The sequence below is a fragment of the Sphingobacterium kitahiroshimense genome (genome assembly GCF_025961315.1).
Classification (GTDB): Bacteria; Bacteroidota; Bacteroidia; order Sphingobacteriales; family Sphingobacteriaceae; genus Sphingobacterium; species Sphingobacterium anhuiense.
The window spans coordinates 39,763-65,084 of sequence record NZ_JAOQNK010000001.1; the positions used below are offsets into that span (position 1 = coordinate 39,763).

The window sequence follows — 25,322 nt, forward strand, 5'->3', positions numbered from 1 at the left end:
TTGTGTATCGCAATATTACGATAAATATTTAAACCACAAAAATAGTTTGTGAAAAAACATATATCCAAGCACCAATTCTGTACAAATTATCATTTCAAATTTCTATTGTAAATAGCCAAATCCTGCCTTTCAAAGCCAAACCCTACAACATTATCAGAGGCATTTGCTCCTGCTTATAATTTTAGGATTTAAGTAAAATTCTAAACAAAATAAAGTATGGATGTACAGCAAAAAGACCTGTCGTATTTCAGATTACGACTGCAAGAATTATTAAACAGCAGCTTTCCCGAAAAGGCGCACGACCAAAAATTTATTGACCAACGGTCTTCGTGGGCTGCCAATGCTTATGAGGAGGCTTTCCGTTCGGGAAACGCCGTTGAGCAATGCAACGAAATAGCCAACTACATACTTTTTGAGGGCTTGCACTTCTCCAAGTTCGACACGGTTTTCAAAGTGGTATGCAATGAATTTGATACTATAATGGCAGACGAGGAACTGCGACCGTTCGCCCTTAAAATGTTTCCCGTTTGTGAGCCTGTTTTCGCAGGATATGAATTAACCGATGATTTCGCCTACGGGTATGAGTTTGATTTACTCTATACCGAACTGACCGGAACCATCTCAATATGGATTGAGGAAAATGGGCTTCAGTAAGCGGTTCCATCTCCAACAGAATATTGATGCCCTGCGAATTGTTTTTAAATTGGAAAAGGAGAAACGGCAAGCCACCGTAGGCGAAAGACTGCTAATGATGCGATACAGCGGATTTGGCGGTCTTAAATTCGTTCTGAACCCCGTAGAAAACGAAATAGACATCAATCATTGGAGAAAAACAGAACACGACCTTTTTCCACTCACGCAGGAACTCCACCAACTGCTCAAAGAAAATTCCGAAGACGATAAGCAATACCGCAGGTATGTGGACAGTATGAAAAGTTCCGTACTTACGGCTTTTTATACACCGCCAAAGGTTATAGATGCCATTTCATCCGCCTTGCGGGATAATGGTCTGCACATTGACAAATTCCTCGAACCCTCCGCAGGTATCGGTTCATTCATTCAATCCTTTTCAGAAAACCCAAAAACCAGTGTTACCGCTTATGAAAAGGACTTGCTTACAGGAAAGATTTTAAAGCATCTTTACCCCGAAAGCAATATCCGTATAAACGGTTTTGAGGAAATCCCCGAAAGGGAACAAAACAGCTATGATGTAATTACCAGTAATATACCTTTTGGCGATACCTCTGTATTTGATTTGTCCTTTTCCCGAAGCAGCAGCGATGCCAAAGTACAGGCTGCTCGAAGCATACATAATTACTTTTTCCTGAAAGGTGCAGATATGCTGCGTGAGGGCGGATTATTGGCTTATATCACTTCGCAGGGCATTCTGAACAGTCCTAAAAATGAACCCATACGCAGGGCGTTAATGCAGAATAATAATTTGGTTTCGGTTGTAAGATTACCCAACAACCTGTTTACGGAATATGCAGGTACGGAAGTCGGAAGCGACCTGATTATCCTGCAAAAGAATACGGCAAAAGAAAATCTGACCGACAGGGAAGATCTGTTTTGCCAAAGCAAGCCATCCGAATACAATACGCCGGGCAATGCGCTCTTTCAGGACAATACAAGAATTATCCATACCGACCAAAAATTAGATACCGACCCATACGGGCAACCCGCCTTAATCTACACGCATAAAGACGGTGTTGAGGGCATTGCCAAAGATTTGAAGCAAATGCTTTCCGAAGATTTTGGAAAGCACCTAAATTTGAACTTATACAAAGGCGAACGGAACGATGAGCCTGTGATACAAATTCCGATTGAACCAAAGGTTACACCTCCGGTTATCGACCCTGTAATCATTCAGCAAAAGCCGCAATTTGTAACAACTCCGGTAGTCCATCAGGAAAGCCCGCAGGAATTAAAGCAACTAAGCATTTTTGACCTGTTTGAAAGTGTGGGCGAACCTGTAATGGTTCTTGCTCCGCCTAAAAGAACTACCCAAACCAAAAGGCAAAGCAATAAAAAAAGAAGAGGCACAATAGGTCGTCAGCCCGACCTGTTCAGCAGTGCAAGGCAGCAACCTTATACGCCGCTAAAATCCAATGGTGCTGCTAATGGAACCAATCAGGTTAACGGCAAAAAACAGGAAGCTATCGGCGACCTGTTTTCACAAATAAACGGTAATGGCCAGTCTGATAAGACAGCCATTACCGCTATCAATATTAATGCTATTCCTGAACCTGCCCCGTATAGAGGTGAACTGCAATCATTCCACCGTAACGATTGTCTTGTGGTGGATAATGGTTGGGTAGGTTATCTGCAAGAGGTGGAAAAGGAAGACAAAAAAGCAATCTTTCATCCATTGCAATTGCCGACCTCACAGAAAGCAAGAGCCGAAGCCTACATAGCCGTAAGGGACAGTTATATCAACCTGTACCAAAAAGAAGCTGAAAAGCAGACCGAACACAAGGAAGAACGGGAAGCCCTGAACCTCCTGTACGATGGCTTTGTCAAAAAATATGGCAATCTAAATGCTGCCGACAATGCCAAGCTGATAAAGACGGACAGCGCAGGCAAAGAAATTCCTTATCTGGAGCGTATCATTGGCGGCGTAATCCACAAAGCGGATATTTTCAGTCGTCCCGTTAGCTTTTCTACCACCACATTAGCAACCGATAATCCCGAAGAGGCTTTAACCGCCTCGCTAAACAAGTACGGAAACGTGGATTTGGACTTTATGTCCGAAATCAGCAGCCTGCCTGCCGATACCCTGAAAGAAGCCCTGCACGGGCGGTTGTTCTACAATCCGCTACAACAGGAATACGAAATAGCCGAACGGTGGATTGCAGGCAACGTAGTTGAGAAAGCCGATGAAGTAAGAGCTTATCTTGAAAACAATCCCGATGATACCGAAGCCAAAGAAAGCCTTACCGCTTTAGAGGAAGCCCGACCAAAACGTATCGAATTTGAGGAATTGGATTTTAACCTCGGCGAACGATGGATGCCTACCGGAATTTATGCCCGTTTCGCTTCGCACCTGTTCGATGCGGATGTACTGGTTCATTATTCCGAAAGCTCCGACGACTTTTCCGTGAAGTGTCATCAGGGCAATATGCACATTTGGGAAAAATATGCCGTCAAAGCGGAAAGCCGCACGTTTGACGGTATTGCCCTGCTCAAACACGCCCTTGTCAATACCACACCTGATATTACCAAAAAAGTAATGGTTGGCGACCAAGAAGTTAAAGTACGGGATATGGAAGCCATACAAATGGCGAATACCAAGATTGATGAAATCCGTACCGCCTTTACCGACTGGCTACACGCACAAAATGATGAGTTTAAAAACAGGCTGACCGACCAGTACAACGATACGTTTAACTGTTTCGTTCGCCCGAACTATGACGGAAGTCATCAGGAATTTCCGGGATTAGACCGTAAGGGAGCAGGCATTGAAGACCTGTATTCAAGCCAAAAGGACACCGTTTGGATGATAAAGCTGAACAACGGTGCTATCTGCGACCACGAAGTAGGCGCAGGAAAAACACTGATAATGTGTACCGCAGCACAGGAAATGAAGCGTTTGGGATTAGCCCATAAGCCGATGATTATAGGGCTGAAAGCGAACATACCTGCCATTGCTGAAGACTACCGCAAAGCCTATCCACACGCTAAAATCCTTTATCCAGGTATTGACGATTTTACGCCAAAGAAACGCCTGCGGATTTTCGGGGATATTAAAAATAATGATTGGGATTGTGTGATACTTACGCACGACCAGTTCGGAATGATACCGCAGTCGCCCGAAATACAAAAGGAAATTCTCGAAATAGAATTAGACAGCGTTGAACGTAACCTCGATGCACTGAAATCGCAGGGCAAAGAAGTGACAAGGGGAATGCTCGCAGGGGTAATCAAACGGAAAGAAAATCTTGAAGTAAAGCTGAAAACGCTGCAACACGATATTGAAAACCGCAAAGATGATATTGTGGACTTTAAGATGATGGGCATAGACCATTTGTTTGTGGACGAAAGCCACCAGTTCAAAAACCTGATGTTCAACACCCGTCATACACGGGTTGCCGGACTGGGGAACGTGGACGGCAGCCAAAAGGCACTGAACCTGCTTTTTGCAATCCGCACCATTCAGGAGCGTACCAATGCGGATATGGGGGCAACCTTTCTTTCGGGTACAACTATCAGCAATTCATTAACGGAGCTGTACCTGCTGTTTAAATACCTGCGCCCCCGTGCACTGGAAAAACAGGGCATTCATTCTTTTGATGCGTGGGCAGCTATCTATGCAAGGAAAACGACCGATTATGAATTTTCGGTAGCTAACAATATTGTCGCTAAAGAACGTTTCCGCTACTTTATCAAAGTGCCGGAACTGGCGCAGTTCTATTCTGAAATCACGGATTACAGAACGGCAAAGGATATTGGTATAGACCGCCCCAACAAGAACGAGGTATTGTACAATATACCGCCAACACCCGACCAAGAAGCCTTTATACAAAGCCTGATGCAGTTTGCCAAAACGGGCGATGCAACTTTGCTCGGTAGAGAACCTTTATCGCAAAGGGAAGAAAAAGCAAAGATGCTCATTGCTACGGACTACGCCCGTAAGATGTCGCTCGATATGCGTATGGTAAGTGGTATCTACGACGACCATCCCGACAACAAGGCTTCGCATTGTGCCGCAAACATTGCCAAGTATTACAACCAGTTCAACGCACAGAAAGGAACACAGTTCGTTTTCTCTGATTTGGGAACCTACAAGCCGGGCGAATGGAATGTGTACTCCGAAATCAAACGCAAGCTCGTGGAAGACCACGGCATACCTGCACACGAAGTCCGGTTTATTCAGGAAGCGAAAAATGATAAGCAACGCAGGGAACTTATCAACGGGATGAATGAGGGTAAAATCCGTGTACTGTTCGGTTCTACAAGTATGCTCGGAACTGGCGTAAACGCACAGAAAAGAGCCGTTGCCGTTCATCATTTAGATACGCCGTGGCGACCGTCTGACCTTGCCCAAAGGGACGGGCGGGCAATCCGTAAAGGCAACGAGATTGCCAAATTCTTTGCCGATAATAAAGTGGCTGTGATTATCTATGCCGTTGAAAAATCGTTGGATAGCTACAAATTCAACCTGCTGTACAATAAGCAGCTTTTCATCGACCAGTTAAAGACCAACAACCTGACCAAAAGAACGATTGACGAGGGAAGTATGGACGAAAAATCGGGAATGAACTTTTCGGAATACGTGGCAATACTGTCGGGAAATACAGACCTGTTGGATAAAGCCAAACTGGAAAAACAGATTGCCGGACTGGAAAGCGAAAAGCAGGCGTTCAACCGTTCTAAATCCAGTGCCAAATTTAAGGTGCAGGATTATACAGAAATGTTGCAAAGCACTCAATCCCGTTTGAACCGGATGAGTACCGACTGGGAAAACTTACAGCAACGCCTGCAAAAGCGTTCGGACGGTACAATAGAAAATCCTGTGTTGTTGGATGGTTTGCCGCCTAATGCAAATCCGAAACAAATCGGTGCGAAGCTGAACGAGATTGCGGACAAAGCCCGCACCGCAGGTCAGTATGAAGAGATAGGCAGCTTGTATGGCTTTACGTTGTTGGTAAAAACAGAAATGTCAGAAAAAGAAGGTGCGGATATTCGGGTAAACCGATTTTTAGTGCAGGGCGAAGGAAATATCAAATACACCTACAATAACGGCTTAATGGCAAAAGACCCCGAAACTGCTGCAATGAATTTTCTAAGGGCTTTGGAAAAATTGCCGGGCTTTGTGAAGCAGGAACAGGAGAAAATTGCTGAAATACAAAAAGACCTGCCTATACTTCAGGAAGTGGTTAACGGTACTTGGTCTAAGGAAAGCCGATTGAGTGAGCTTAAAACGGAACTGGCTGCCGTAGAAAGAAAGATACAGCTATCCATTACACCGGAAACCAAACAAGATGTTCCGGAGCAGGCAGAAAAGCAGAACGAAGCCCCAAAGGTTCAGGAAAGCATTATACGGACAAAAGGTATTCATTTGCCTCGTGGCGTATTGTAATGCTTGTTTACTTTTCGTCCTGTTCGTCCATTTTCTTTATCAGGGCTTCACACAAGCTGTCAAGGAATTTTGTTCGGTTCATCTTTCTGGCTTTTAATTCCATAAACGTGTGGTAAAAATCGCCTAATTCAATATTAAAGGCAGTTTCAAATGTTTTGGCAATCAATTTTATATCGGCATTTCCGTTGTTGAATACCCCTTGTGCATAGAGGGCATATATCAACTCGGTCAATGCCGTTTTGCTTGCTGTCCAATTAAGTGTAGAATTGTCTGATATTTTTTTATGATTGCTGTTTAGCTGGTCTTCGATATACACCTGTATCAAATCATTGGCAATTATCTTGGCTACTTTATAATCGTGCGAAGTAGAAAAACGATGGTCTGCCTCAAAATAAAAAGTGTCCAACCATAACCTTATATCATGCTTTCCACGTACAAAAAACTTCTCATCAACGAAAGAATTATTGCTGCGGTAATATTTGTAAAAATCAAGGTTATTGTCAAAGAACCTTTTTAGCTTTTTCAGTTCTTTGTTCAGGAACTTTTTTATTTGTTTTTCTCCGTAAGGCTTTTTTGTTTCGATTTTATAAACGGCGTTGTAGTAAATCAGCTTTGAAACAATAGTGGGCTTCAGAAATTTGAAAAAGCGAATTTCCTCATTCAAATTTTTAAACCCTCTTTTTAAAACATACTCTTTCACTTCGGATAAACAATTAACAATTAGGTCTATAACCGCTTCTATCCGTTGTAGCGGGCAATCGGCTTCTATCTCCAATTCGTTGATTGCCGTTTCCAGTTTATATAACGTTTCATTATAAAATTTCTCCATGCGGTTATTTTAGGATATTAATGTTTGGATTGCTAATAGAAAAAAATATGTAGGCATTATCCCGGCTCTCATTTATACCCTGTGTTTAACGAGGTAAAAGAATAATCAGGCATCATCTGCCTGCATATTTGAAATGTATGCTTATTCAGTTTGCTTATAGGTTGGTTTAAGCACCATATCGGTTTTTATATATTTATAAGTCAGCGGTATGTTCGCTTATAAAAACTAATTTTTAAGACATCCAATAAAAAACTTGCAGCGACAACAACGGCAAGTATGCCCAATATTAAAACCAATGAAACAGGGGTCATTAAAACGCCGAAAAGTGCAAGGACAATTGACACCACAATATTGCCCAGCGTTACAGCTATTACTAAACGGCTTGGCAGGAAAGACCAAAAATGCTCTCGTACACGGGGCATGTAAATTGTTGCCTGTGCAGAAAAAATCAGGTATAAGAACATTAACGTCTGAATTTGTGGAAACGGAAGTTTCAATATTTTGAGGGCAACCCAAAGGAGGGCAAATGCTATAACAAGCCAGCCCGCAGCAAGGATGCCGGAAAGTTTGGAAATTGATTTAACGTCCCATTGTTCCAGTTTTGGCGAAACCAATGCCCGGTCTGTTCCAAGTGTAATAGTAACAAGGTCATTAAATACGACGATGAGTACAATTAGGCTTAACGGAACAACAAAATCCCCGGTTGCGATATATCCGAATGTTAGGAGAACCGCAAGTTCTACCGTTCTCGTAATCTTAGTAATTGTCCATGTCATCATCCTGCGGTACACCCGCCGCCCGCCATGAACTATCTTAACTATGTCCTGAAGACCGGGGTCAGTCAAAACTACTTTTGCGGAGGCTTTGGCTACATCAGTGGCGGAACTGACAGCAATACCTACTTCTGCTTGTTTGAGTGCGGGAGCATCGTTGATGCCGTCCCCCGTCATACCTACCGTTAAATCCAGCTTTTGAAGTGCCTGTATGATTTGATATTTTTCTTCGGGATAGACGTTGGCTATTCCCTCATAGTCGAGCGGAGCCTTTAGCGCATCAGACAAATCGGCAATCCGTTCCCCTATATTTAATTTTTGGGCGATAATCTTTGCTGTTGCAGGTGTATCACCTGTAATCATTAAAAGGCGAATGCCCAAATTCTTAATGGCTCGCACTAATTCGGGCGCATCTTCTCTTGGAAGGTCAGCAAGAGTTATCAATCCACGCACCGATACATTATCTTCAACGCCTGCTGCAATGGCTAAAACCCTTCCACCATTGGCTGCCATTTCCGCAACCTTATCTTTAAATTGAGGCACAGCACCCGCATACTGTTCCATGACAAAGGGAGAACCCAATATTACCCTCTCCATTTTACCATTTTGGCGTATATAGGCTTCTGAACACTTTTTTACCGGATTAAAGGGTATATATTGCTCACGTATAAACGGGGGCAGGGAGCGTTTTTCTACTTCCTGTAATATGGCTATGTCAATGGGATTCTGTGAAGAATTATCCGTAGTGGTCGCAGCGTAAGCAAGTAATTCTTCTTCACTGTTTCCTGAAAAAGATATGATAGAGGAAATTAAAGGTTTATTCTGTGTCAGCGTTCCGGTTTTATCTATGCAAAGAACCTGCATTGTTGCGGCTTCCTGAATGGCAGTTAAACCCGTAACCAAAACCCCTTCCTTTGCTAACACACGGGCTTCTACTGCATTGGCAACAGTAAAACTTGCGGGCATAGATACAGGTACGGTTGCGATAACCAATACTACAAGGAACGGTAAAAGAGGCAGTATAGCATAACCATTGACAAGAGCAGCAACCAAGAGTAAAGCAGCCAGTATAACATCAATTATCGCAAGATAACGGACTACTGTAAACAAGAGTTTTTGAAGGTGTCCGGGAGCGGATGCGGTTTTTACCAATTCCGCAGTTTTACCAAAGAAGCTGCGTGACCCTGTTGCAGTAACAATGGCAATAGCTTCACCTGTCCGGACTATGGAACCGGAATAAATGATTTCTTTTTCCGAACGAGCTACCAATTCGGATTCTCCGGTTACGGCAGATTGGTCAATTTCAATATTTCCTCTTTCAATGGTGCAATCTGCTGGTATAATATCACCTGTTTTAAGGTGAATATAATCTTTTGGAACAAGTTCTCTCGCAGTAAGAAATTGCCAAATTCCATTACGAAGCACACGCACGGTAACTTGTAAATGTTGTTTCAAAAAGCCGACTACTTTCTGCGCTCTGCGCTCCTGTGTTTCGCCGACAATAGCACTGAAAAGTAACAATACTGCAATCACAGAAGCCTGAAGTATTTTATCCATAACAACTTCTAATATCAGGGCGGCTTCAAGTATCCACGGAATAGGGCTCCAAAGACGTTTTAAAACGCCTAAAAATGGATGTATCGCTTCTTCTGCTATTTCGTTATATCCAAACTCGTCTAAAGCAGCCTTAACTTCTGCATCATTAAGACCCGTACTAATTGTTGCCGTTTCTATATCCGCAGAACCATTTTGATTTTGAAAATTTCCAGATTGTTCTTGCATAATTTTATAGCTTTTTGTGTTAAATATTTGGTGTAGCTAAGGGAAAATCAACACTATTGTTCCTGCTACGATTAGCACTGCTCCAACTGCCGTTTTAAGGGTCAGGGCTTCACCTAAAAAGAGTACAGACAATATAATGGTTAGTGCCACGCTTAATTTGTCAATAGGTGCTACCTGCGATACTTTGCCCAACTGTAATGCTTTAAAATAAAATATCCACGACAAGCCTGTTGCAACACCGGATATGACTAAGAACAAAATATTTTGTTTGGACAAATCGGTTATTCCTTTGGCTTCTTTTCGGGCAAACACAATTCCCCAGGCTACCATTAGAATAACAATAGTTCGTATGGCTGTTGCCAAATCGGAGTTTACGCCTTTAATACCAACTTTGGCAAATATGGCTGTTAAAGAAGCAAACAGGGCTGAAAGTAAAGCATATATCCACCACATATCTATAAGGTATTTTTGAAAATTTTATTTTTAAACCGATTGTAAACCCAAGCGAAAAGACAACCCAATATTAGCCCAAGCACGAGCGGCACTAAAACATCAGTAGGGTAATGAACTCCTAAATAAATCCTGCTGTAAGCGACAAATACAGCCCAAGAAAACAATACATAGGGCAACCATTTTATTTTGTCTTTAACCACGATGGTTAAATAAGTTGCTAATGAAAAAACATTGAGCGTATGCGCAGAAACAAACCCGTAATTGCCACCCCTATAATTATTGACGTAGTGAAGCAGGTTTTCTAAACCAGGTTCATGGCTCGGTCTAAAGCGCATTACCAATGGTCTTATAACCGATGCCGCCAATTGGTCGCTTGCCGTAATAAGTGGCAGGATTAATAAGATTATCCACCAGCTTTGTTTTTTGTACTTATAAATGATAAGTATAAGTAACAAAGCATAGAAAGGCAGCCAACTCAACTTCCCGCTTGCAAACCACATTACGCTATCCAAGACAGGGGTATTGTGCTTGTTGATTTCGAGAAGCAATTTTATATCCAAATATTTCAAAAATTCTATCATAATGTTATCATGTTATAATTGTATTTATGGTTAAAGAACTTATTTACGATTATTGCTATAAGGCTGCCGATTATAGCAGAACCGATTATATCACTTACATAGTGTACTCCTAATACTACCCGTGAATAGGCTACGGCAAGTACCCATAACCATATCAGAATATTCAGAAAGATTTTTTCACTAAATAAAAGAGTGAAGGACATTGCAATAACAAAAGCATCGGCAGTATGACCGGACGGGAAAGACGGGCTACCACCCGATGTAAGTTTCATGATAAGAGGGTCATGTACATAAGGTCGCTCCCTGTTAATGGTGAATTTTAATAAGGTTACAACAATGGTATTCGCTGCTAAAGCCGTTACCAATTGTACAGCCTTCATTTTTAAAGATTTTCTACTTATATACAGTGCAATACTCAATACCAATAGCGCAATCACAACCGCCGTAACGTATGCAGTATCGGTAATGAAGATGAAAAGATTATCCAGTGGTTTTATCCGGTACTGGTTTACCCATTCGACCATGTGTCTGTCAATCCTGGATAGCTTCTGAATGTCCATTTTGAGCAATGTTATTTGTTTAATAAAATATCCGACAAAACATTGCCATCGGTTCCGTTTGGATAACTGATATTTAAAATATCTGAAATGGTAGGTGCTATATCTGTAATGGGAACCTTTTGTCCAGAAGACCCTGCTTTTACTTTCCACCCGTACCATATTAACGGAACGTGGGTATCGTAGGAATAGCCTGTGCCATGTGTGGTTCCTCCGGCTCCGGCATAATCAGCATCAAACCAGCCGGGAAGCAATTGAATTATTACATCTCCTGAACGTAGTGGGTGAACTCCCTTTTTAAGAGCAGTAACATAGTAGTTGTCGGTAATTAATGGTAGTTCATTGCTTGCGTACACTTTATACACCCCATCCATTTTTTGCAAGAGCGCAATACAGGCATTTGTTACTACCTCCTTATTAACCCTCTTTTCTTCAATTAGTGTATTGTTTAAATACAACTGGAGGTTTTCATAATCTAAAATCCATTTTCCCTCTCCGAATAAGTCCGAAAGCTGTTTGTTCAACTCTTTCTTAATACCCTTGCTCTTAAATATTCCGGCAGGAACGTTCATAGATTGCATATATGCAGGAGTTTCGACCGCACCGTGGTCGGCTGTGAGAAACAGCAGCACATTTTCTGTACCGATGTATTGTTCAATAAAAGCAAGCAGGCGTTCTATTTCCTTATCCAATCTCGCATAAGTGTCCTGTACCTCGATAGACTGAATGCCGAATTGATGACCTACATAATCGGTGGAAGAAAAGCTGACCGCAAGAAAATCCGTATTCTGACCTTTGCCTAAGTTCTCGGCTTTAATTGCTGCTATGGCAAAGTCGAGGGTCATTGTATTGCCAAACGGCGTTTTCTTTAGTAGCTCATATCCGTTGGTTTCTTTTAGTGCTGGCAAATCATGCGGAAAGCGGCTTTCCGTTTCTCCTTTATAGGCATTCCGGTAAAATGCTCCATTTGGCAAACCGTTAGTATAGGTACCAATGTCGTATAAGGTAGTCCACGGTTTTGACAGGTAATTATCAGCTAATTTTTGCCCATTGAAATCCTTTACCCATTTAGGTAAATCGTTCATGTAATAATTGCTTGTAACCCAATTTCCGGTTTGACTGTCATACCAATAAGCAGCATTGGGAATATGCCCTGCGGGTAGAATGCTCCCCCTGTCTTTTAAGGCAATTCCAATTACTTTAGATTTTTTGTTAGTAGAAAGCCTCAACTCGTCCGTAACAGTGGTGCTTAGCAATCTTCGTGGCGACATTTGATTTTCCTTGCCAGTCCCTCCAACGCCCTGCACCGTGTTGTCTTCTGTTACATATACACTTTCGTTTACGGCTCTTTCAAACCAATCATTGGCTACTATTCCATTATTTGCAGGCGTTGCGCCCGTATATATTGCCGCATGTCCTGGTGCTGTGAAAGTGGGGATGTAAGGATATTCGGCGTTCCTAAACAGAAAGCCGTTCTTTAGGAATTTAGCAAAGCCGTTTGTATTGAATTTATCATTGTAGCGAAACAGGTAATCGTAACGCATTTGGTCAACTACAATACCAATAACGAGTTTGGGTTTATCAGGCTGCTTACTGACTTGCTGTGCATTGCTAAATAATGATAGCAACATTGCACTAATTGACAAAATCCACTTTTTGCGACTGTTCATGAATGCTTTGATTAACATAGTGAGGTTTAATTTAATTCTACGTGGTAATTATGTGAATTGTGTTTGTTCCATTTATAGCGATGTGTCCAGTAAGAAATTTTTGTACATAATATGCCAATCCCAGCGGCAACTATTACATCACTTATATAATGCTTATTGTTTATTACACGAAGCGCACCAACGGTAGATGCTAATCCATAAGATACATAGGGAACCCATTTATAGCGATAACCATATTCTTCAGATAACATTACTGCGCCCGCAAATGCCTCTGCGGTATGACCGGAAGGGAACGAAGTATGCGCACTTCCGTCAGGACGCAAAGTATGTGAGGTGGTTTTTAATGCCGTAACCGCAGCCATCATCAACAATTCGCTCTTTAGTAAAATGACGGAGCGGTTTACCGGTTCAGTTTTGGGCTTCATGCCAAATGCCTCAAAGCCGTAGGTCAGTAAAAGAGGTGAAAACTGTAAATAATCATCAAGCCTTGTTCTGAAATGTGGGATATGCTCATTCCGTTCTTCTACTATTTCGTTCTTAATGGATTCACGACCGGCTCCATTTACAGCAAAGCCAATCCCCACAAGGCTTACAGGAATGATAAGCTGTTTAAAGGTGTACCTCAATGATTTTACTTTAAACGTGCTGTTGGCATTCGCTAATGTGCTGTCAGCATTTTGTGCTAAGGCTGCTGTTCCGCAAATACAGGTAAACAACAAGAACAGGTATCTTTTTAAAGATTTAGTAATCATAATTCCTGTTTGTTCTTTTTTCTTGAATAGATGATTCGTATAAAAGTCGGGAATACGAAAAGCAGTAACGGAATGCCCGTAACAAAGCCCCCGATAACAGCGATTGCCAAAGCCTGCTGCATCTGCGCTCCCATGCCAATACCAAGAGCCAATGGCATAAGTGCTAAAATGGCTCCGATAGCTGTCATTAACTTAGGTCGTATTCTAAGTGCTAAAGCATAGTTTACAGATTTGTTCACATCGCCACCGGATATGTGCATGTTGTACCTAAACTGATTGACCGTGAATATGGCATTTTCAGCAATGATGCCCACAATCATAATAATGCCTGTATAGCTACTTACATTCAGTGGAATGTGGGTAACGTACAAAGCGAACAAACATCCCGGAATACCTAATATTGAAATGCCAAGTATCAGAAAAGAAAGTACCCATTCTCTGAACAAAAACAACAGCACAGTAAATACTAATAAACATGCTGCGGCAAGGATAGTCAGCAATTCTTTGAAAGATTGTTGTTGTTCTGCATAAGCACCGCCAAAGTTTACATAATATCCTGGAGGCAGGTTCAGGAGTTTGGCAAAACTTCCCTTTAACTCATTGACAGCACTTCCCAAATCCCTTTCTGAAAGCCTTGAAGTAAGCACCACACAGGATTTAAGGTCTTCACGCTTATAATCAATTTCTCCCTTTTCAGATTTTACGGTACAAAAGAACGAAAGCGGCTTTAATGCCCCATCGGGCAAAAATACCATCTGCTTTTTTATTTTATCCATATCATTATCCTGATAATTGGTAACACGCAAGCGTATTTTGCGCATCTGTTCGCCATCCTGAATTTGTCCTACCTGTAAATTGCCTAACATGGAAGCCTGTACGGGCGAGGGTTCCGTAACGTTTGCGTTATCACCTAACACAATGCCCTCGGTATACATTCTTAATTGGTTCTGAAAATCGGAAAGGGAAACGCCGTATTGTGCCAGCTTTGCATCATCGGGATAGATGATAACGGAAGGTCCCGCAGAAATCATTCCGTTAGAAACATCTACCAAGCCTTTGGTGTGGCGCATAATACTATCCGCTTTCCGTCCTATAAATTCAAGCTGCCTTTGGTCATCACCGAATATTTTGACTTCTATCGGGCTTGGGGTACTCATTAAGTTTCCTAACAAATCTTGTATGCGTTGCCCAAACTCAATAGTCATCGCTGGAACCGAAGATTGAATATCACGCCGCAGTTCATTAATTATTTCCGATGTTTTATACTTTCTGTTTTTTTTCAACTGAATCAGGTAATCTCCATAATTGGGTGCAACGTTCCTGAAATCGAGCCTTAAACCCGTTCTTCGGGAGTAGCTTTCCACATCGGGGTTTTTCAGGATGATTTTTTCCATGTCCTGACACAACTTGTCTGTTTCCTCAATGGCTGTTCCACTTGGTGAATAATAATCCATCACAATTGTTCCCTCGTCCAATTCAGGTAAGAAACCTGTTTGCAGTTTACCGGAAGCAAACCAACCGCCTATGATGAGAACACAAATGAATACAACTGCCAACCAGGGCAACCTATATAAATTTGTCAGCCATTTGTATTTGTTCAGGCTTTCTTCTTCGCTATGCGCATGTGAATGTTTATGAGGTCTATATCCGATAATAAGGTGCAGCACGGGCGTTACTATCCAAGTAGCAAAAAACGAACAGACCAATGTTAACTCCATTGTTTTTGCCAACTCCTTAAAGAATGCGCCTGCCAAGCCTCCCATTAGTACAAAAGGCAGAAAAATAACAATGGTACTTAGGGATGAACCAACCATTGCAGGGAACAAATCTTTTATCGCATCCCTTACTATCTCAAATTTGTCTTTTTCGGGGTGGTCTTCATGCCCACGATAAATCTGTTCTATAATTACGATAATATCGTCAATAAATAATCCTACTGCGGCAGCTATGCCCCCCAGCGACATGACATTGATGGTGATGCCGGAAATGCCCAAAGCAATCAAAGTAAACCCCAATATTACGGGTAGCGTAAGAATGACTACCGTACTTGCCCGCCATGAGCGCAGGAAGATAATTACCACGATGATAGCCAGTAGCAGCCCTTCCAATATGGTATGCACTACGCTGTTAATACTTTCATTTACAAACGCAGACTGATTATAGTACGGTCGTAATTTTATCCCTTTGGGAAGCAGCTTTGTTATCTCTGCGGCTTTTGCATCCGCAGCATCGGCAAATTGGACAAGATTAACACCGGGCTGCTTAACCAAATCCACAATAACACCTTGATGACCGTTAGCATTGATAATATTAAACTCCGTTTGTTGCTGCAATTCTATTTTTGCAAAGTCCCGTAACCTTACAAGGCGTTGCGGTGTGTTCTTAACAACCACATTTGCTAATTCTTCGGCATCATTGATACGATTGTCTGTTAAGGTCAGGTATAGTCTTCTGAAATCCGAAATTTTACCATTGGAAAGGACGTAGTTGTTTTGCTTAAAAAGCTGGATAAGGTCATCCGGCTTAACGCCGTATGAAGACATTTTGATAACATCCGGTACAATTTCAAATTCTTTGGCTTTACCACCCCGCAAAATAACTGTTGAAATACCCTCAATTTGAGAGAACAAAGGGCGAACGGTATTCATGGCAAGGTCACGCAATCCGATAAGCCCTACTTCTTCATTTTCACTTTCAAGCGTAAAGCCGTAAACCGGGAATAAAGATTGATTGTACCCTTCAACGGCGATATTCGTTCCTGTGGGCAGAAGATTTTTAATCTCATTTAGGCGGCTTTCTATCTGCAACTTGGCGTTATCCACATCTACACCCCAATTGAAATATATCTGAACATCGGAACTGCCCCTGCTGGTAACACTTTTTACTACTGTTACGCCTTTTACTCTTTTAACAGCACTCTCAATAGGTTTGGTAACTGTTACCATCATCCGGTCTATGGGAGTAGAACCTACGTCTGCAATGAGCTTCACTTTAGGAAACATTACTTCCGGGAATAATGCGGTCTGCATTTTATTGTAAGTAAAAATCCCAAGCGTTACTAATAATAAGCCAATAAACAAAAATGGCTTTCTGTATTTTTTATAATAATTTTTTTGATTCATAAGACCAAGTGTACATTTATATGATTGGGCTATATTTTAAAGCACTTTTACGAGTGCTGTATCACTTAAACCATAATTACCTGAATTGAGTATTTTGTCGCTGCTGTTGAACGCCGGACGTTTAATCTCAATCATGGTGTCATTCTGCGCTCCAATGGTTACAGGAACTTTTACGGCAGTCGAATCGTTTATTAATTTCATCACCCAAAACTCCTGCATTAGCTCATCGCTCAATACGGCTTTCTTAGGCAACATTATGGCTGCGCTATTTTGATAGGTTACAAGTTTTACTGTCGCAATAATGCCTTCAGGAATATAAATATCAGTTTGAGGTTTTGCCATATATGGAATGGTTTGCAATCCTGTAAGAGATTGCATAATGGGCATTTCCATTTGTGCATTAATAGACGTATTGTCAGGTAGTGTAATAATGCAGGACTTATTTTCTTTTACGTATTTAGCATACTCGTAAGGAATATTTACCTGAAAGTAAAGGCTGTGATTATCCGAAATATCACATAATGCGCTGCCCTCGGAAACAAATACACCATTCTGTGATTGTGGTATGGCAGTGATAATGCCGTTCATCGGCGCATACACATTGATAAGCCCATAATTTTTATCGTTCATATCTTGGCTTTCAAAACTGCCCAATGCCCTACGCTCTTTTGTTTCAATGGTATAAAGAAGTTGCCCTTTGGCAACATGGTCGTTAAAATTAATTTTCACAAAATGGACATAGCCAGCAACGGGGGCTGTAACTGTATTGCGGCGCAAATAGTGTGCGGTTGCTGATAGTTGTTCGGTGTGTGCCATCATTCCTGTATGGGCAGATATAACACTGACCGTTGATTTCGGCTGGATAGTATCAGGCTCGTTTTGTTTGTTTTTACAAGCCATAAAACAGCAGGTTATGGCTAATAAGGGTATAACTGAAAATCGCATTATCATTAATTTATTTTAAATTTTACTTACCAATTCCAATAGTTATAGTTGTTGACGGCTATCAGTCTGTTAGTCTGTAAAGCCACCCGGTTTATCTGTAAGGAAGCACTGCCACGCAGCACAGTGATATAGTCTATCACTGAACTTTGCCCGCTTGCAATTTGCTTCTGATAGTAGTTCAGCAGGGAATCGTAATCCGTGATTTGTTGCTGTATGGATTGCAACTGTTCATCAATAGAGCGAATGAGTTCTAAGAGTGCTTTTTTGCGGGTTTCATTCTTCGTGTTGAAAAATTCCCTGTCTATATTTGCGGTTTGCTGAAGCAGTCTTGTTCTTTCGGTATTCAGTTTTCTTTGATGCCCGTCAAAAAATGTTTGGGTAAATTGGATGCCCACCTGCCAGCCAAACCGTTTGTAAATATCAGGCGCATATACAGCGTTTAATCCTGCGGATGAGTATAAACTTACATTGGGTCTATATTTTGTATCAAATAGCTTTTTGGAAGTGGCGAGGCTTAAACTGTCAAGCTGGTACTGTTTGGTAAAACCGGATTCATTCCCGTTGCGGGGCGTTGTCATGCTTATATTGACTGGCTTCAGTTCTATAATGGCGGTGTCGGGAATACCGCAGATACTATATAGTTCCAATAAATGAACTTTATAGCTGTTCTTCAACGTTTGTAAAGCCGTTTCCTGCTGCTTCAATTCTATTTCGAGAACTTTATAATCGCCTTGCTTTCCCAATCCATTTGCAGATAATTTTTGTGTAAGACTAATTTGTTGCTCGATAATCTTTTTGATATGCGCAACCGCTTCTTGTTGGTTTACATCTTGCAGGCAAAGCACATATTGGTCTGTAATAAGTTTTTCTAAATCATGCTTGCTAAGCGCAGAATTGTTGTTTAAGATTTCATTTAATACTGCGGTCTGCTCATTAACTGCGTTTACCCTCTGTTTGTTGAAAAGAGGTTGATTCAGCGTTAAAACGCCTCTGTAAAGTCCGCCGTTAGTTGCCGAAAAATCGGAACCGTAATAATCCTGAATGGTCTTTTGCGGATTTAATTTAAAACCTGAATTGCCGGGGTCATTGGAGTAAATTGGGGCAAGCAAATAATTCAATTCAGTACCGATAACTGGCTTTGTTAGTGAAGCAGCTATCCTTTGGGCATCCAGTTTGTTTGCTTCTGATTGAATTGCATTCGTCTTTACAAGGGGGGAACTTTGGAACGCCTGATTGACAAAATCAGATAGTTGTTTCTGTCCAAATGTCTTTCCTACCGATAGCACCGAAACTATCACAGAAAGAACCGCTAACTTTTTAATCATAATACCTTTTCTTATAAATATGTTGAATGTGTGTACATTCCAGTTTTCGCATTATTAAATGCCACATTACCATTGTAGCGACCATTTCTGCCATGCAAAAAATGGCTTTTCTAATGCTGATTTAATTTATAAGGCAAAGGTATCTTTGCGATTTTGGAGAATTTCTGGATTTAGGAAAAGGACATAAAAAACAGGAAATGCGTAAAGAATTTAACCAGCCGTGCGTTAATATCCAGCTTATTTAGAGGTGCTGTATATTCTTAGTTCAGCAACATTTTTCTCTGACTGGGGAACTGCAAGATATAGTTGTTGTAGTTCTTGTGAAAACAACGAAGTTCCAGCCCCTTTAGCAGTTTCAATTTTGTCAAGAGCAATATAAGTATCGTTATCTTTTTGCTCAATTACGTCTATATATCCGTCAGCACAAGAAATATAAATGAGCGCATGTTTCGGGTCTAAATAAATTCCGTCTGCATTTTTGCTAATGTCAAGACTGGCAATTGATTTTCCGGTTTTAGTGCTATAAACGATAAATTTCCCCGGTTCACAAGCAATAAAAAGGTGATGGTTAATTTTATCCAAAGCCATCGGAACATTTTCGGTTGATTCGGTTACTCGCCATCTCGCAATCACTTTATTTGCAGACAGGTCTATTACTTCTATTATGTTTTTTGAAGGAATATTGACATAAATTTTATTACTATCCAACTCAAATTGCTTCGGAAAATCGGCTAACCGAATTTCCCCGATAACCTTATCGTTTTTGCAGTCAATTACACCGATAGCACCGAAAGTTTTCCCAACGCCTACATAAAGCCGCTGTGTAGTTGTATCAAAGTGTAGGTTGTTGCATTTTTCCTCAAATGAAAAGGTTTTAACCCAGATTAAGCATTAGCCAAATACTGCAAAGTATTTCTACTTCATAGTCACTTAATCTGGGTTAAAAAGAGTTGTTTTCTCATTTTACACCATTATTTTTAGGTGAAGATGCTTAAGAAAAGGTTTTTTTGATTGTTTTAGAACCATTTTTTTGACTAGTTGACTGAGACAATTTATTAGAGAAATCCTGTGACTGTTAAAATAGAAATAAAGTAAATCAAATATTGTTAATCGTTTGAAATTACTTGTGTAGTATGCACGGATATTTCCGTAATATTTTTGGTCTAGTCTATGATTATATTCATATTCGTTTTATATTCGCTTAATCAAATTAAGGCGTATACAATGAAAATAAAAGAAAAAGGGCATACACTTATTGTTACAAGTAACGAGGAAGATATAGTAACATTTCTTAAAAAGTTAGAAGAGCAGTATGAGTATAGTCTTGTACAATCTAATTTAATAATAGATTTGACTAGTGTTAAATATGCTGTGTTAGAAGAGGATTTAGAGTGTTTTGAAACTTTAGCTATTAGCCATATGGAGGAGGCTAATAAGTCTTTTATTATTGTTATAGAGTCGATAGATTTTAACGAGTTCGATGGAGATTTAGTAATTGCTCCTTCTTTACAAGAAGCACATGATTTGATCGAAATGGATGAGATTCAAAGAGATTTGGGATTTTAAGATAAAACAAATAAAAGGCTTAATTTACTTTAAGCCTTTTATTTTTTGACTTAATATGTCGTTTTTTGTAAATTACAAGCTCAAAATATAAAATAAAACTACATTGAAACTTACTATATTAGGCTGTTATGCGGCAACACCACGAACGATAACCAACCCTACTTCTCAAGTTTTAGAGATAGCAGGGCATATGTTTTTAATCGATGCAGGTGAAGGAACACAGGTACAATTAAGGCGTCATAAACTAAAGTTTCAACGTATTAATCACATCTTTATCTCTCACTTACACGGAGATCACTTCTTTGGTTTAATAGGATTGATTTCAACATATATGTTACTTAACCGTCAGTCAGATTTGCATATCTACGGACCAAAAGGCATAAAAGAAGTAACGCTATTACAATTAAAATTAGGTAATGCATATTCTGGATATAAGTTGTTCTTTCATGAGCAAACGAGTAAAGAGAGTAGAGTAGTCTTCGAAGATGATAAAGTAATCGTGAGAACTATTCCATTAGATCATCGCGTATATACCAATGGATATAAATTTGAAACAAAACCTGGAGACCGCAAGTTGCGCATTGGTGCAATAGAGGACTTGGGTATAGATAAATGTTATTATCAGAAGATTAAAAGTGGTGGAAATATAACACTAGATGACGGAACAGTCGTGGAGAATAAGGATATCACTTACGAGCCAGAAGCTACGGAGATTTACTTTTTAAAACCTACCAAGCTATGAAGATTAAGTATGTGTTATGTGCCCTTGTTTTAGGAACTCTAAATACAATGGCACAAGATGATAAAAAAGAAGAAACTACCTTATTAGGAGTATTGGTGCCTACGCCGACAGTAACTCCACAAGAAAAAATAAATAATGTAGAGGTATTCCTTGATACCAAGTACGAGAATTTGACGAAGACAAGTGGTGCAGGTACAAGTGATAGCAAGTTTAGACTAGTACAATCAAGGGTTTACTTAAAAGGAAATTACAATAATAAGTTGACGTACTCATTGCGTTATCGGTTAAATGAGTCAACAGCCTCTAATGCCTTAGAGTTTGCTTTCTTAGAGTATAATATCGATGAGCACTGGACTGTGGGAATGGGAAAACAGTTTACAGCTTGGGGTTCTACGGAGTTGTCTTATAACGGTGCTGATCTATATATGTTCACCAACATTATTAGTTCTATAGAATTATTCAGCCCTGGAGCTAGTGTTGCCTATAAAGTAAAAGGACAATCATTTAAATTGCAAATGGTCTCTCAAGGGGAGCAGTTTAGTGCTGAAGCGTATAAGAATAAGGCTTATGGAGGCTTGTTCTTATGGGAAGGGGAGTTGTTTAAGAAACATTTGAAAACGAGATATGGATATGCCTTGTTCCAACATGATGCGAAGAAATATTATAGTTGGATAACGATAGGAAATAGGTTGACAATTAATAACTTTATGGCTGAGTTTGATTGGATGTATGGTTTTAGAAATGTAGCTGATGCAGCGTTTACAGATTTGAATACCGTAACTAAAGGAGTGGCTTATGTCAAGGATAATGTGACTACTGCTTCTATTAAGTATAAGTTTAATAAGATAACTCCTTATGTAAAAGTGATGTATAACTATAGAAATGACCTTGATAATGCGGTATCTTATGGTTTAAAGGGAATTTCTACTGCGGTGGAATACAATCCATTTAACGAGGCAGCTTTTAAGAATCTACGCTTGTTCGCAGCGTATAATTATCTGAACTATGACTATAAGAATTACACTGTAGCAAAATCAGATAGGAATGAACATCAGATAGCACTTGGAGTAAGATGGATGGTACCACTATTTAAATTATAAGTATGATAAAGTATAATGAGTTATTAATAGACGAGGATAGCAAGACTATGCAGTTGTTTAAAGGGTTATCTATAGAGGAAGACCATTTGCTAACCAAGAAAGTGGATGCTCTTATCCGCCAAGGAAAGAATATACGAATGCAAGTAATCGCTGTTGATAAAGAGGAGAGAAACTTGTATATAGAAGGATATACTTTAGTGGAGGATTTGTTAGATAATCTGTAGAATAGAGTAATAAAATTAGGGATAGACCTGTTAGCACTTTTTTAGTGGTAATAGGTCTTTTTTTTAGTTGTATTTGGAGAGAGGTAATTGTGGTAACTCACTTCACTTATCGCTTCGTAAGAATAATAATCTTTTAAACCCAGAATCAGCATTCGCCCAATACTACAAAGCAATTCTACTTTATACTTCTTTCATTTATTCTAAAACCATACTACATGCCTTGCTATTGCTGGCTCTTCGTTTTAAAACAGTCCACGGGGCTATTTTATACTTAGCCCTTCATAAATTGAGAGCTGTTTTGTATAATTCACTTTCGTTAACTAGTCTATCGCTGATTCTAGGTTTAACTGTACTGTATGTTGTGGCATCCAACACTGTAACTTTCCCATCGTTGCCTGTTGCGACATATAACCTGTTTGATTCGGGGCGATAAACAATCCATTTTGGTTCATCAAAACCGGGTAGGCTTCTTATCGGCTTATTATTCTTTATATCCAATATTTCAACTGAATGATTGTCTTGGGCTGACAAAAATAACCTCTGTCCCTTATTATCCAACGCCATCAGGTCAAACCCTCCCTTAACGGTATTCAGTTTGATTGTTGATTGGAGTGAAAGTGAATGCCCCTGTATGGTTAAAACATCGTTTTTGGGTTTATTATCCTCTTTGCCTGACTTATGATTTTTACATGCCGAAGACATGCCGATTGACAATAATGCTATATAAAGGATTTTGGGTGTATTAAAAGTTCTCATTTCTAATATTGTTTTAGTGGTAAAACTTTTAGTACAAAATTATCCTACACATTTTGTAGAATTTCTGGATTTAAAAACGGACAGTGAAAATATGGGTAGAATCCTTAAAAGTATAACTGATAGTCCAGTTATTAAGGTCGCATATTTCTTTTACAATGGACAGTCCAAGTCCGCTACTGCGGGTATCTGTTGAATTTTTTTTGAAACGTTCAAATATCGTTTCAGCATCCAAAGCCTGGTCTATTCCGGTGTTAGCAATAATAAAACGACCTGTGTCCAATGTGAGGGTAATTTTTCCTTTTTCTATATTATGCCGGATAGCGTTCAGGAAAAGATTATTGATTAATAGCTCCGTTAATATTTTATTTGCTTTCAGGCTGATTATATTTTTAAACGTTGTTTCTATTGTTAGCTTTTTGCTATCTGCCTGCTCGGTAAAATAGGGAATTACTTCACTCACAATATCGTTAACCGTAAACGAAGAAAACTCCGCAAATTGGTTGTTCTCAATTTTTGCCAGCAGCAAAAGATTTTTATTAATCCGTGTAAGCCGGGAAACTGATTCGTACAACGAATGCAAGATTTGTAACTGTCCTTTTTGCAATGAATTGTCCTGAAGCAATAAATCAAGTTTAGATTGCAATACGGCTAAAGGCGTTTGCAGTTCATGGGAGGCATTTTGTGTAAATTTTTTTTGAGTGATATAAGATTGAACACTTTGCTGTATCAGCGTTGTAAGCCTGTTATTAAGTTGATTAAATTCCTTGATTTTTGTATCAGGAAATTGGGGTAGCTTATTTAACTCTATATTGAACTGCTCAATTTGGCGTAGGGTCGCATAAAAGGGCTTCCAAAGCCTGTTAGAAACAAATAACGTAATGAAAAAGATAACCAAAAGCAAGGCAAAAAGGATTCCGAGATATATCCTTACAATCGTTCTTATCAAATCTTCCGATTCAACAAGATTTAACCGTATCATTAAAACAAACGGTTTCCCTTCAATGGAAACGTCTTTATATAAGACACGATAAGGCTCCCATTCGGGAACTAATTCATCATAAAATATCTGTTGGATAATACTGTCTTTAGGGCTTTGAATTACGGTATCGGGTAAAATGCGGATATCACGGTTGAACTTATTCCATACCGGAATATCACTAATATGGAGCGTTTTCCGATTGTTTATTTCAAATTCATCCCTGCGCAGCAAAATAGCCTCGTCCACATCATCTTTATACAGGCTTTCCATTGTCCAGTATATAAACGGTGCGCTCAACAACAGGATAATGGTTGCAAAGAAAGAATAGTATAATAGTGTTTTGTTTAATAATCGGTTCATGCTTCCCATTTATATCCCATACCATAGCTGGTTTTTATGTAATCATCGCAGCCAGCTTCAGCAAGTTTCTTTTTTAAATTTTTTATGTGCGAATAGACAAAATCATAATTGTCCATCATATCAGCCATATCGCCGGAAAGATGCTCTGCCAAAGCAGCTTTGGATATGACCCTGTTTTTATTACCAACCAGAAAAAGTAAAAGGTCAAATTCCTTTTTGGTCAATAGTATGGGTTGATTATGTACGCTGGCAGTTTTTGCAAGCAAATCTATATGCAGTTCATTTATATCGACACTATTTGAACTTCCGAAATGTTTTCTTCTTATGATTGAATATACTCTTGCCCCCAATTCGGATAAATGGAAAGGCTTCGGCAAGTAATCATCGGCTCCAAGTTTTAAACCTGTTATCTTATCATCAATAGAATCCTTTGCAGAAATAATGATAACCCCTGCCTGTTTATTTTCTTTTCGTAATATCTCCAATAGTTTCAGACCATCACCGTCAGGCAACATCAAATCAAGGAGAATGCAGTCATAATCATAAATGTCTATTTTGGAGATTGCTTCATGATAATTCGAGGCAATCTCACAGACATAATTTTCGCTTTTAAGATAGGTCGCTATATTTTGGGATAGCTCTTTTTCGTCTTCTATGATTAATATGTTCATGCCGCAATTTAGATGTTCAATTTTGTAGAATTTTTGGAGAGATGAATCTGCCCGGC

The 25,322-nt window shown here is 39.8% G+C and carries 20 protein-coding genes; 6 read left to right on the top strand and 14 right to left on the bottom strand.

Translation table 11 applies throughout. The features are described from left to right. Positions 1-216 precede the first annotated feature (216 nt). Together M2265_RS00240 and M2265_RS00245 are read left to right on the top strand one after the other, a co-directional pair. The gene (locus M2265_RS00240; RefSeq protein ID WP_088161944.1) at positions 217-654 is read left to right on the top strand and encodes a DUF1896 domain-containing protein; all 438 of its coding nucleotides are present in this window, start codon (positions 217-219) and stop codon (positions 652-654) included. After that, complete coding sequence (locus M2265_RS00245) at positions 641-6,079, top strand: N-6 DNA methylase (protein ID WP_088161945.1); 5,439 nt, start codon at positions 641-643, stop codon at positions 6,077-6,079. Before M2265_RS00240 ends, M2265_RS00245 begins: the two co-directional genes overlap by 14 nt. Positions 6,080-6,086: 7 nt before the next feature. Here the strand turns inward: M2265_RS00245 and M2265_RS00250 are convergent, their stop codons facing one another. The 11 genes from M2265_RS00250 to M2265_RS00300 form a co-directional block, all read right to left on the bottom strand. Further along, on the bottom strand, positions 6,087-6,908 hold the full coding sequence (locus tag M2265_RS00250; RefSeq protein ID WP_088161946.1) for an RteC domain-containing protein: 822 nt from the start codon (positions 6,906-6,908) through the stop codon (positions 6,087-6,089). Between the two features lie 200 nt (positions 6,909-7,108). Beyond that, a complete protein-coding gene (locus M2265_RS00255; protein ID WP_088161947.1) occupies positions 7,109-9,463 on the bottom strand; it encodes an HAD-IC family P-type ATPase in 2,355 nt (784 codons plus the stop codon). 36 nt (positions 9,464-9,499) lie between these two features. Continuing rightward, entirely contained in the window at positions 9,500-9,916 is a 417-nt protein-coding gene (locus tag M2265_RS00260) for an EamA family transporter (RefSeq protein ID WP_088161948.1), read from the bottom strand. A gap of 2 nt (positions 9,917-9,918) precedes the next feature. Continuing rightward, complete coding sequence (locus M2265_RS00265; RefSeq protein ID WP_198385925.1) at positions 9,919-10,497, bottom strand: phosphatase PAP2 family protein; 579 nt, start codon at positions 10,495-10,497, stop codon at positions 9,919-9,921. Next, positions 10,494-11,057 carry a phosphatase PAP2 family protein gene (locus M2265_RS00270; RefSeq protein ID WP_157698499.1) on the bottom strand — a complete coding sequence of 188 codons (564 nt, stop codon included), beginning with the start codon at positions 11,055-11,057 and terminating at the stop codon, positions 10,494-10,496. Before M2265_RS00270 ends, M2265_RS00265 begins: the two co-directional genes overlap by 4 nt. A gap of 11 nt (positions 11,058-11,068) precedes the next feature. Beyond that, positions 11,069-12,742 carry an alkaline phosphatase PafA gene (pafA, locus tag M2265_RS00275; RefSeq protein ID WP_088161950.1) on the bottom strand — a complete coding sequence of 558 codons (1,674 nt, stop codon included), beginning with the start codon at positions 12,740-12,742 and terminating at the stop codon, positions 11,069-11,071. An 8-nt stretch (positions 12,743-12,750) separates the two neighbouring features. Further along, positions 12,751-13,476, bottom strand: coding sequence for a phosphatase PAP2 family protein (locus M2265_RS00280; protein WP_088161951.1), 726 nt, complete (start codon positions 13,474-13,476; stop codon positions 12,751-12,753). Further along, complete coding sequence (locus M2265_RS00285) at positions 13,473-16,598, bottom strand: efflux RND transporter permease subunit (protein ID WP_088161952.1); 3,126 nt, start codon at positions 16,596-16,598, stop codon at positions 13,473-13,475. Before M2265_RS00285 ends, M2265_RS00280 begins: the two co-directional genes overlap by 4 nt. Positions 16,599-16,634: 36 nt before the next feature. Beyond that, a complete protein-coding gene (locus tag M2265_RS00290; protein ID WP_185291061.1) occupies positions 16,635-17,498 on the bottom strand; it encodes an efflux RND transporter periplasmic adaptor subunit in 864 nt (287 codons plus the stop codon). 71 nt (positions 17,499-17,569) lie between these two features. Next, positions 17,570-18,868 (bottom strand): TolC family protein, encoded by a 1,299-nt coding sequence (locus M2265_RS00295; RefSeq protein ID WP_088161954.1) that lies wholly within the window; start codon positions 18,866-18,868, stop codon positions 17,570-17,572. Between the two features lie 237 nt (positions 18,869-19,105). Then, entirely contained in the window at positions 19,106-19,576 is a 471-nt protein-coding gene (locus tag M2265_RS00300; protein ID WP_132768721.1) for a YncE family protein, read from the bottom strand. Positions 19,577-20,092: 516 nt separating this feature from the next. Between M2265_RS00300 and M2265_RS00305 the strand changes: the two genes are divergently transcribed. The 4 genes from M2265_RS00305 (at position 20,093) to M2265_RS00320 (ending at position 22,500) form a co-directional block, all read left to right on the top strand. Next, on the top strand, positions 20,093-20,434 hold the full coding sequence (locus tag M2265_RS00305) for a ribonuclease Z (protein ID WP_132768719.1): 342 nt from the start codon (positions 20,093-20,095) through the stop codon (positions 20,432-20,434). Positions 20,435-20,537: 103 nt separating this feature from the next. After that, on the top strand, positions 20,538-21,176 hold the full coding sequence (locus M2265_RS00310) for an MBL fold metallo-hydrolase (RefSeq protein ID WP_207902364.1): 639 nt from the start codon (positions 20,538-20,540) through the stop codon (positions 21,174-21,176). After that, a complete protein-coding gene (locus tag M2265_RS00315; RefSeq protein WP_132768717.1) occupies positions 21,173-22,276 on the top strand; it encodes a porin in 1,104 nt (367 codons plus the stop codon). Before M2265_RS00310 ends, M2265_RS00315 begins: the two co-directional genes overlap by 4 nt. Before the next feature lie 2 nt (positions 22,277-22,278). Beyond that, positions 22,279-22,500, top strand: coding sequence for a hypothetical protein (locus M2265_RS00320; protein WP_132768716.1), 222 nt, complete (start codon positions 22,279-22,281; stop codon positions 22,498-22,500). A 279-nt stretch (positions 22,501-22,779) separates the two neighbouring features. Here the strand turns inward: M2265_RS00320 and M2265_RS00325 are convergent, their stop codons facing one another. From M2265_RS00325 to M2265_RS00335, 3 genes are all read right to left on the bottom strand, one after another. After that, positions 22,780-23,256, bottom strand: a complete 477-nt coding sequence (locus M2265_RS00325; protein ID WP_132768714.1) for a YncE family protein — start codon at positions 23,254-23,256, stop codon at positions 22,780-22,782. A 70-nt stretch (positions 23,257-23,326) separates the two neighbouring features. Next, positions 23,327-24,595 carry a sensor histidine kinase gene (locus M2265_RS00330; RefSeq protein WP_165905844.1) on the bottom strand — a complete coding sequence of 423 codons (1,269 nt, stop codon included), beginning with the start codon at positions 24,593-24,595 and terminating at the stop codon, positions 23,327-23,329. Then, complete coding sequence (locus tag M2265_RS00335) at positions 24,592-25,266, bottom strand: response regulator transcription factor (RefSeq protein WP_088161957.1); 675 nt, start codon at positions 25,264-25,266, stop codon at positions 24,592-24,594. The genes M2265_RS00330 and M2265_RS00335 overlap by 4 nt, the downstream gene beginning before the upstream one ends. Positions 25,267-25,322 lie beyond the last annotated feature (56 nt).

Coding starts and splice junctions, on each gene's coding strand:
- M2265_RS00240 (WP_088161944.1), top strand. CDS start 217: ATGGATGTACAGCAAAAAGACCTGTCGTATTTCAGATTACGACTGCAA.
- M2265_RS00245 (WP_088161945.1), top strand. CDS start 641: ATGGGCTTCAGTAAGCGGTTCCATCTCCAACAGAATATTGATGCCCTG.
- M2265_RS00250 (WP_088161946.1), bottom strand. CDS start 6,908: ATGGAGAAATTTTATAATGAAACGTTATATAAACTGGAAACGGCAATC.
- M2265_RS00255 (WP_088161947.1), bottom strand. CDS start 9,463: ATGCAAGAACAATCTGGAAATTTTCAAAATCAAAATGGTTCTGCGGAT.
- M2265_RS00260 (WP_088161948.1), bottom strand. CDS start 9,916: ATGTGGTGGATATATGCTTTACTTTCAGCCCTGTTTGCTTCTTTAACA.
- M2265_RS00265 (WP_198385925.1), bottom strand. CDS start 10,497: ATGATAGAATTTTTGAAATATTTGGATATAAAATTGCTTCTCGAAATC.
- M2265_RS00270 (WP_157698499.1), bottom strand. CDS start 11,057: ATGGACATTCAGAAGCTATCCAGGATTGACAGACACATGGTCGAATGG.
- pafA (WP_088161950.1), bottom strand. CDS start 12,742: ATGTTAATCAAAGCATTCATGAACAGTCGCAAAAAGTGGATTTTGTCA.
- M2265_RS00280 (WP_088161951.1), bottom strand. CDS start 13,476: ATGATTACTAAATCTTTAAAAAGATACCTGTTCTTGTTGTTTACCTGT.
- M2265_RS00285 (WP_088161952.1), bottom strand. CDS start 16,598: ATGAATCAAAAAAATTATTATAAAAAATACAGAAAGCCATTTTTGTTT.
- M2265_RS00290 (WP_185291061.1), bottom strand. CDS start 17,498: ATGGCTTGTAAAAACAAACAAAACGAGCCTGATACTATCCAGCCGAAA.
- M2265_RS00295 (WP_088161954.1), bottom strand. CDS start 18,868: ATGATTAAAAAGTTAGCGGTTCTTTCTGTGATAGTTTCGGTGCTATCG.
- M2265_RS00305 (WP_132768719.1), top strand. CDS start 20,093: ATGAAAATAAAAGAAAAAGGGCATACACTTATTGTTACAAGTAACGAG.
- M2265_RS00315 (WP_132768717.1), top strand. CDS start 21,173: ATGAAGATTAAGTATGTGTTATGTGCCCTTGTTTTAGGAACTCTAAAT.
- M2265_RS00320 (WP_132768716.1), top strand. CDS start 22,279: ATGATAAAGTATAATGAGTTATTAATAGACGAGGATAGCAAGACTATG.
- M2265_RS00325 (WP_132768714.1), bottom strand. CDS start 23,256: ATGAGAACTTTTAATACACCCAAAATCCTTTATATAGCATTATTGTCA.
- M2265_RS00330 (WP_165905844.1), bottom strand. CDS start 24,595: ATGAACCGATTATTAAACAAAACACTATTATACTATTCTTTCTTTGCA.
- M2265_RS00335 (WP_088161957.1), bottom strand. CDS start 25,266: ATGAACATATTAATCATAGAAGACGAAAAAGAGCTATCCCAAAATATA.